This is a genomic window from uncultured Tateyamaria sp., from assembly GCF_947504105.1.
Classification (GTDB): Bacteria; Pseudomonadota; Alphaproteobacteria; order Rhodobacterales; family Rhodobacteraceae; genus Tateyamaria.
The window spans coordinates 1-5,911 of record NZ_CANNGP010000090.1 but is presented as its reverse complement, the minus strand read 5'-3'; the positions used below and the strand labels follow the sequence as shown (position 1 = coordinate 5,911).

General features: G+C 55.9%; 9 protein-coding genes. All 9 read right to left on the bottom strand.

From position 1 onward, the window contains the following. Window positions 1–516 precede the first annotated feature (516 nt). On the bottom strand, window positions 517–861 hold the full coding sequence (locus Q1A75_RS23165) for a RebB family R body protein (RefSeq protein ID WP_299593299.1): 345 nt from the start codon (window positions 859–861) through the stop codon (window positions 517–519). 53 nt (window positions 862–914) lie between these two features. After that, window positions 915–1,238, bottom strand: coding sequence for a RebB family R body protein (locus Q1A75_RS23160; RefSeq protein WP_299593302.1), 324 nt, complete (start codon window positions 1,236–1,238; stop codon window positions 915–917). Between the two features lie 49 nt (window positions 1,239–1,287). Then, on the bottom strand, window positions 1,288–1,602 hold the full coding sequence (locus tag Q1A75_RS23155; RefSeq protein WP_299593305.1) for a RebB family R body protein: 315 nt from the start codon (window positions 1,600–1,602) through the stop codon (window positions 1,288–1,290). A gap of 67 nt (window positions 1,603–1,669) precedes the next feature. Continuing rightward, entirely contained in the window at window positions 1,670–2,311 is a 642-nt protein-coding gene (locus tag Q1A75_RS23150; protein ID WP_299593308.1) for a hypothetical protein, read from the bottom strand. Beyond that, complete coding sequence (locus Q1A75_RS23145) at window positions 2,308–2,625, bottom strand: hypothetical protein (protein ID WP_299593311.1); 318 nt, start codon at window positions 2,623–2,625, stop codon at window positions 2,308–2,310. The genes Q1A75_RS23150 and Q1A75_RS23145 overlap by 4 nt, the downstream gene beginning before the upstream one ends. Before the next feature lie 82 nt (window positions 2,626–2,707). Beyond that, window positions 2,708–4,084, bottom strand: coding sequence for a hypothetical protein (locus tag Q1A75_RS23140; RefSeq protein ID WP_299593314.1), 1,377 nt, complete (start codon window positions 4,082–4,084; stop codon window positions 2,708–2,710). 24 nt (window positions 4,085–4,108) lie between these two features. Continuing rightward, window positions 4,109–4,900: a hypothetical protein gene (locus Q1A75_RS23135; RefSeq protein ID WP_299593317.1), complete on the bottom strand. Its 792-nt coding sequence runs from the start codon at window positions 4,898–4,900 to the stop codon at window positions 4,109–4,111. Window positions 4,901–4,953: 53 nt separating this feature from the next. Further along, window positions 4,954–5,211 carry a RebB family R body protein gene (locus tag Q1A75_RS23130; RefSeq protein WP_299593320.1) on the bottom strand — a complete coding sequence of 86 codons (258 nt, stop codon included), beginning with the start codon at window positions 5,209–5,211 and terminating at the stop codon, window positions 4,954–4,956. A 9-nt stretch (window positions 5,212–5,220) separates the two neighbouring features. Continuing rightward, on the bottom strand, window positions 5,221–5,838 hold the full coding sequence (locus tag Q1A75_RS23125) for an RNA polymerase sigma factor (RefSeq protein WP_299593323.1): 618 nt from the start codon (window positions 5,836–5,838) through the stop codon (window positions 5,221–5,223). Window positions 5,839–5,911 lie beyond the last annotated feature (73 nt).

Genomic DNA, 5,911 nt, shown 5'->3' with positions numbered 1-5,911 from the left:
CTTTGTCCCGCAGTCTGTGAGTTCGATCAGGTCAACCCTTACTTTTACAGCGAATGTCCGGAAAGCGGGCTGCGATCACAGAAACTCAAATGGCAGGGTATGCGATGCTGCGGATGGCTGGTTTGACTGACCGCAATGAGCCCATTCCAAAAATTGCAGTAGATCTCACGACTGACAACAGCGTACGCAAATTAGACATGGCGATCTATGGGAAAGGCGAGAAATCGGCACTGTAACTCGACGCCGTGAATGCTAAAGTTTTTCCCAAAAATCTAACGGCTATCCCGACACCCTTTGGATCAATGAAATACAGGGACCACCGGCCTAGGTAAATTCATCTGGGGCATATTTCCTGGCAAGGTGTTCTCAGAGTAGTTCGTTGATCAAGCCTGTGCCGAATGAAATCCAAAAGAAATGGTCAACTTGCGTTTGTTTGGCGTGCTCAGTCCTAACCGACCGTATGTAAAAGGGTGTCCCAAGGGAACACCCCTAAACAACCGGAAGTTTCCGGTAAGATCAGATTCCGCCAGATGTCGGCGGCGACTTAAACGCGTTTAGTACGGTGAGTAGGCTGGTTAGGTTGTCCGCAACGCCGGTCTGCCCGATCTTTTCGGATGCACCTGCGGTTGCGGTGGTATCGAGGCTGTAGATCTGCATCACGCCCTGGTTCGAGGCCGCCTGGCTGAGTGCATTTTGCTGTTGGGCGGCGGCAACCGAGTTCTCGAACAGGATGCCGGTTGAATGGGCCATTGTCTGATAGACCGTGCCCATTGCCATTGCGGGGGCTTCGCCCACCACTTTGACGTTGGATTGAGTTACGGCGTCGGTAATCTGGTCATTTACTGCTGTCGGCCAAGTCATGTTTGGTCTCCTTGGTTGGCACTAGGGTTGAAGAGTAACAACGGGTCAGAATCTTAGGGTTTGAAGGCATTCAGAACAGTCAGAAGGCTGGACAGATTATCTGGCGTTCCGATTTGTCCCACTTTCTCGCTGGCCCCGGCGACGGCTGTGGTATCGAGGCTGTAGATTTGCATCACACCCTGGTTCGAGGCTGCCTGACTCAGCGCATTCTGTTGCTGGGACGACGCAACCGCATTTTGCAACAGTATGCCGGTGGAGTGGGCCATAGTCTGAAAATTGACCCCCATGGCCATGGCCGGGGCTTCGCCTACGACCTTGACGTCGGACTGGGTCACCGCATCCGTGATTTGAGAATTTACTCGCGTCGGCCAAGTCATGATTTATCTCCTGTCTTGCACTAGGGTGAGATGGTTGGAATTACCGAGTCTAGGATCGCAGTAAGCTCAGCAGCTGCGAGAGGTTATCCGCCACGCCGATTTGACTGATTTTGGTGGTCGCACCTGCCGTGGCAATCGTGTCAAGACTGTAGAGCTGCATCACGCCCTGGTTCGACGCGGCCTGGCAGACTGCGTCTTGTTGTTGCGCAGTGACAACGGCTGTTTCAAAGAGCGAACCGGTCGCATGTGCCATCGTCTGGAAACTGGTACCCATGGCTATAGCCGGGGCTTCGCCTACGACCTCTACATCGGACTGGGCGACCGCGTCCGTGATCTGGGAGGTTAGGGGCGTTTGGTTACCCATCGCGTTGCTCCTTGTGTTTGGGTTCGTATCTATAAGGACGTCGGGAAACACCCGTTGTGAAACCGCTTCACTTCTTTTTCTGTGTGCGGGATTGGCCTGTTGTCTTGCGGGTCTGTTCGGCCAGATCGCGGACCAGCTGTTCGCGAATATCAGCTGACAATCTGTTGACAATCTCGGTGGCTCTGTTTGCGATCTCGGTCAGCTTCAGTTCGACTTTGCCATCAATTTCGGCCAGCTTCAGATCCAGCTTCGCTTCAGCTTCCGCCATACTTTTACCGACCTGCTCGCGCACCTGGATTTGAACGATTTCCGCCAGGGTCTGCGAGAGTTGCGACAGTTCCAACTGCTCAAGTGGACCGCCTGCGGGCTTGGCCAGTGGCTGTAGTATTCCTTCGATCACGCGCTGTTCCGCGCTGGCGACCCGGTCCTGCAACGGCGGCTGTGGGTCGGGTTGCTGCTGTTGAGGCGCATTGCGCACCGATTGGAACGCCTGCATCATCGCCGCTTCTGCGGCCTGACGCCCCTCGGCAATGACGGCTGATGCGGCGGCCAGACCCTGGTCAATCTCGGCGGACGAGGTGGTGGACGCGGTACGCTGCCCCGCGAGCCATTTTGTCAGCTTGAGTATTTCTTCGTCGGCAAGGTCACGGCCTATCCAGGATCGGGCCAGCGAAAGAAGGCGGGACAGATCATCGTTTAAGCTGCTCATTTCCGCTTCCCTTTCTTCGGACCCGTAGTGGTGACCTCATGCTCCTCGATATCGACGCTGACATGACGTTCGGTCCGATCGGTTTCGTCGCCAAACGCGTCGTCAAAGAACTCACCTTCCGATGTCTCGAGCTGTGTGGCGGCTATCGCGGCCTCAGCCAGCATATCCCGGGCGGAAGCAAGGCAAGAGGCCAACCTGCCAAAGGGCGGCAGGTTGCGATCCTGACAGACGATGACACTCTGGCTCCATTGCGACAGAACCTGCACAAGAATTTCGTCGGTCCGGCTGCGCAGAATTTCGATTTCTTCGGTCATGGGGTGTCTCCAGCGCTGTTAGGTGTGTCACTATGAAAGACGCTTCAGGGCCAGTTTCGTGAACCACACGGTCGTACGCGGATCAGAGAACGCCGACCTCGGCGGCCTTTACTCTTCCGTAGTCCGCTTGCTCCAGAAACGGAGCAACCAGCTCGTTGTAGTTGGCGACATCTGGTGGTGTTCCTACCGGCAGGGTCATGCCCCGCTGAACACTCTGAGATACGTACGGCTGTTTGTTGATCGCCGGGTTGAATTCTATGACGAACCAAAGGGTGAAAATGGGTTTCGACAGCTTTTCCAGTGTAATTGCCGGGCCTGGGTTGGATGTGTTGAGCTCGGTAACCGTTTTGTTGTAAAATGCTTCGCCGAAGACACTGGGGCTATTGGTCATGTCCGCAAAGGTGAAGGGCATTACCAGTGCAACCTCGTTACTGGCACTGGCCATCTTCGGCATCTGAAAGATGTCCTGCAGAACGATTAGCATCCGCATATTTTCCCCTCGGGCGCCGTCACCGCCGAGAGCCGTATAGCGCGCCTGCTGCCAAGATGTATAAATTGCATTTATGCCCGGATCCGCAGGGAAGGTATTGGTAAGCAACGGAGAATAGATCTGGGAGATTGCACCGCCCACTCCACCCAGATTCCGGGGCATCAGGTTGATCGCCATCATGCATTCGGGCAGCGAATGGTGCATCTGGATCACCATCCCGGCGAAACTGTTGAAGGCCAGTCCATTATTAACCAACGTCGCAATTTTAGGCTTGATAGCTACCGGGTTTCCGAGGGCGTAAACGTTCAGCGTTTGCAGCGTGGCCAGCACTGCCAGCCCATCAGTCGTCGTGCCCGAGATATCACCGGTCTCATAATATCCCAGCAGCCGGTCTATGGTGCCCAGCACGTCGTCGCTGGGCAGGTACCATTGTGTGATGCCAACTCCCGGCACCTGTTCCAGGATGTCGCGCCGCTTGATGCGGATGCGGTTGGTGGTCGTGTCGAAGGCCTGCTTGTTCTGCAGAGATTTGATCAAACCCCCAATGGCATGCAGGCCGGCGTTCTTTTCCGCTGGGACACTGGTGGCCAGGTCCGCAAAAGCTCGGCAGAAGTCTCCAAGCGCCAGCGGATTGATCACTGAGGCATCCTTCATCAGATTCAACCCGGCGATCAGCCGGACATTGGCCGAAAACTCTGCGGTTTCCTCTTCGTCATACCCGATCCAGATCGACGTAAGCTCAGTCGTGAACGGATCTAGAGGAATATCTCCCGCTACGACTTGGCGCGCCTGATCACAAATCTTCTGTACGGCCAACGCCACATTATGCAGCGGTCCGCCGAGTTTCAACGAGAGTTGCAGTATCTGCATGAGAAAGGTAGCGTCTGTCTGACGCAGCAATGACTTCTGCGCCTCGACTTCGTCGCCGGTATACCAGGCAATATGTTCGGTGTCGGGTACGAGTGGCATCTTGGACTCCTTGCAAAAATTGGATCAGCTGTCGCTGGATTTGCCGGTACGGGACTGGACACTTTCATTGATCTTGCTGATGCCGAAACTCGCCGCCTCGGCCTCCATCGCGCCGCCGGCAGCAGCCACGGCCATTGCGGCGGCCAGCAGCAACTCGGTCTCGGCAATGACCAGCCCGTCCTCTGCTGCACTGCCGATGTTTCCGGCAGCGACGTTTTCGGCCATCTTCTTCAACATGACCGACTGGCTGGACATGATGATCTTGGTCATCGAGTCGAAATACTGGGCCGAAGCCTGAGCCGCCAAACCTGCCGCCTGACCGATCATCTGGTCAGGAGGTGTAACGATCATGGTTGGCGCGTAGCTTTTGACCTCTTGGTTTTGAAAGCCGACGGCCTGAACCATTGCCTGATTCAACGCCGAAGTGTCCGCCGCGTCGGAATTTCCTGCGGGCGGATCGGACTGAGGATCACCACCAGGGGGGGCGGCCTGTGCCGGGTTGGACTGGAAAGCCAGCCCGCGATAGTCCTGCATAGCCGAGTGGGGCGGTGCGTCGGTGATGCGCGGGTCAGCCGCAGCCTGCTTTTTCGGTTTGGCGTCAGGTTTGATCCGGTCGATTGCGTCATCAATGCCGGTTTCGATTTTCTGTTCCGCTCCGGTGACGGCGGATTCGACCTTGCTGGCTTCCGAGCTGACAGTGTCGTCGGCTTTCTTTTCCACTGTATCAAGGACTTCGGCCTCAAACTCGGAAAAGGCTTTCTTCAGATTGTCCGTCGCATCGGATTTACCCGGAGGGGAGGAAGGTTTGTCAGGCATCAACTTCTCCAGAAAGGACCACATTTCGGTTCTGCCTTATGGCGCGAGGGGCATCAGTCGGTCTGAGACGTGCTGGCACCCACATTGAGGATTTCGCGAACGGCGGTGGATACCACCGCATTGGCGATCTGGTTCAGATTTTGCTGGCTGGAAACCGAGTTCTGCATCGACAGGCCCGCCGAATGGGTTGCCATCTGATAGAGCATGCCCAGCGATTGTGCGGGTGAGACCGCGACAACTTCGACATTGGTCTGGGTCACAGCGTCAGTGATCTGCGAATTCACCGGTGTGGTAGGACCATCATTGGCCATCGCAACCTCCTAATCATGACTGTGCTTTGTTGAATTAGACGCCCGGCGCGCAGTTTTGTGACGCCCCAGTCCGAGATTCTCAGCATTCAGACGACGGCGCAGCAGGCGGCGTGCCATCTGAATTCGCTTGCGTGCCAGCGTCTCGGAAATGCCAAATCGGGTTGCTATCTGAGAGTACGGGCGATGCTCAAGTATCCTTAGGCGCACCAGTTCGGTTACCTCGGCCGGCAGTTCCGACAAATGCGCGGCGACGATGCCGAGTTCTTGTCGAGCCATGATCCGCTGCACCGTCTCGTCCTCGATCCGATCCGCGCGCAGAATGTGGTCCAAACCCCGCAAGCCTTCGGTTTCTCTATTGTGACGACGCCAGTGATCCAACGCGCTGTTACGAAGAGATGCAAAGAAGAAAGCCTCGATGTTTTCGATCGGTTGATCGGCTTTCTGGACATATTCCAAGATTCGCACTGTGGTGCGTGAAACCAGTGCTTCAGCCACATGAGCGTTGCCATTGGCAAGCCGGTTAGCAAGGCGCAGGAAACTGGTGTATTGGCGATGCCAGGTCCGTTCGATTTCGCGGACCGAGGTTGCTGGTCTTACCGGCGCCGGAGCTGGACGATGCTGTTTCATTACACTCCCTCCGTCTGTTTCAAACGAAGGTGCACCAAACCGCGCCATGGAGTGTGTTACGCACGTAACATAA

Excerpts from the sequence above, each read along its gene's own strand:
- Q1A75_RS23165 (WP_299593299.1), bottom strand. The coding sequence starts at position 861 with ATGACTTGGCCGACAGCAGTAAATGACCAGATTACCGACGCCGTAACT.
- Q1A75_RS23140 (WP_299593314.1), bottom strand. The coding sequence starts at position 4,084 with ATGCCACTCGTACCCGACACCGAACATATTGCCTGGTATACCGGCGAC.
- Q1A75_RS23160 (WP_299593302.1), bottom strand. The coding sequence starts at position 1,238 with ATGACTTGGCCGACGCGAGTAAATTCTCAAATCACGGATGCGGTGACC.
- Q1A75_RS23150 (WP_299593308.1), bottom strand. The coding sequence starts at position 2,311 with ATGAGCAGCTTAAACGATGATCTGTCCCGCCTTCTTTCGCTGGCCCGA.
- Q1A75_RS23135 (WP_299593317.1), bottom strand. The coding sequence starts at position 4,900 with ATGCCTGACAAACCTTCCTCCCCTCCGGGTAAATCCGATGCGACGGAC.
- Q1A75_RS23145 (WP_299593311.1), bottom strand. The coding sequence starts at position 2,625 with ATGACCGAAGAAATCGAAATTCTGCGCAGCCGGACCGACGAAATTCTT.
- Q1A75_RS23125 (WP_299593323.1), bottom strand. The coding sequence starts at position 5,838 with ATGAAACAGCATCGTCCAGCTCCGGCGCCGGTAAGACCAGCAACCTCG.
- Q1A75_RS23155 (WP_299593305.1), bottom strand. The coding sequence starts at position 1,602 with ATGGGTAACCAAACGCCCCTAACCTCCCAGATCACGGACGCGGTCGCC.
- Q1A75_RS23130 (WP_299593320.1), bottom strand. The coding sequence starts at position 5,211 with ATGGCCAATGATGGTCCTACCACACCGGTGAATTCGCAGATCACTGAC.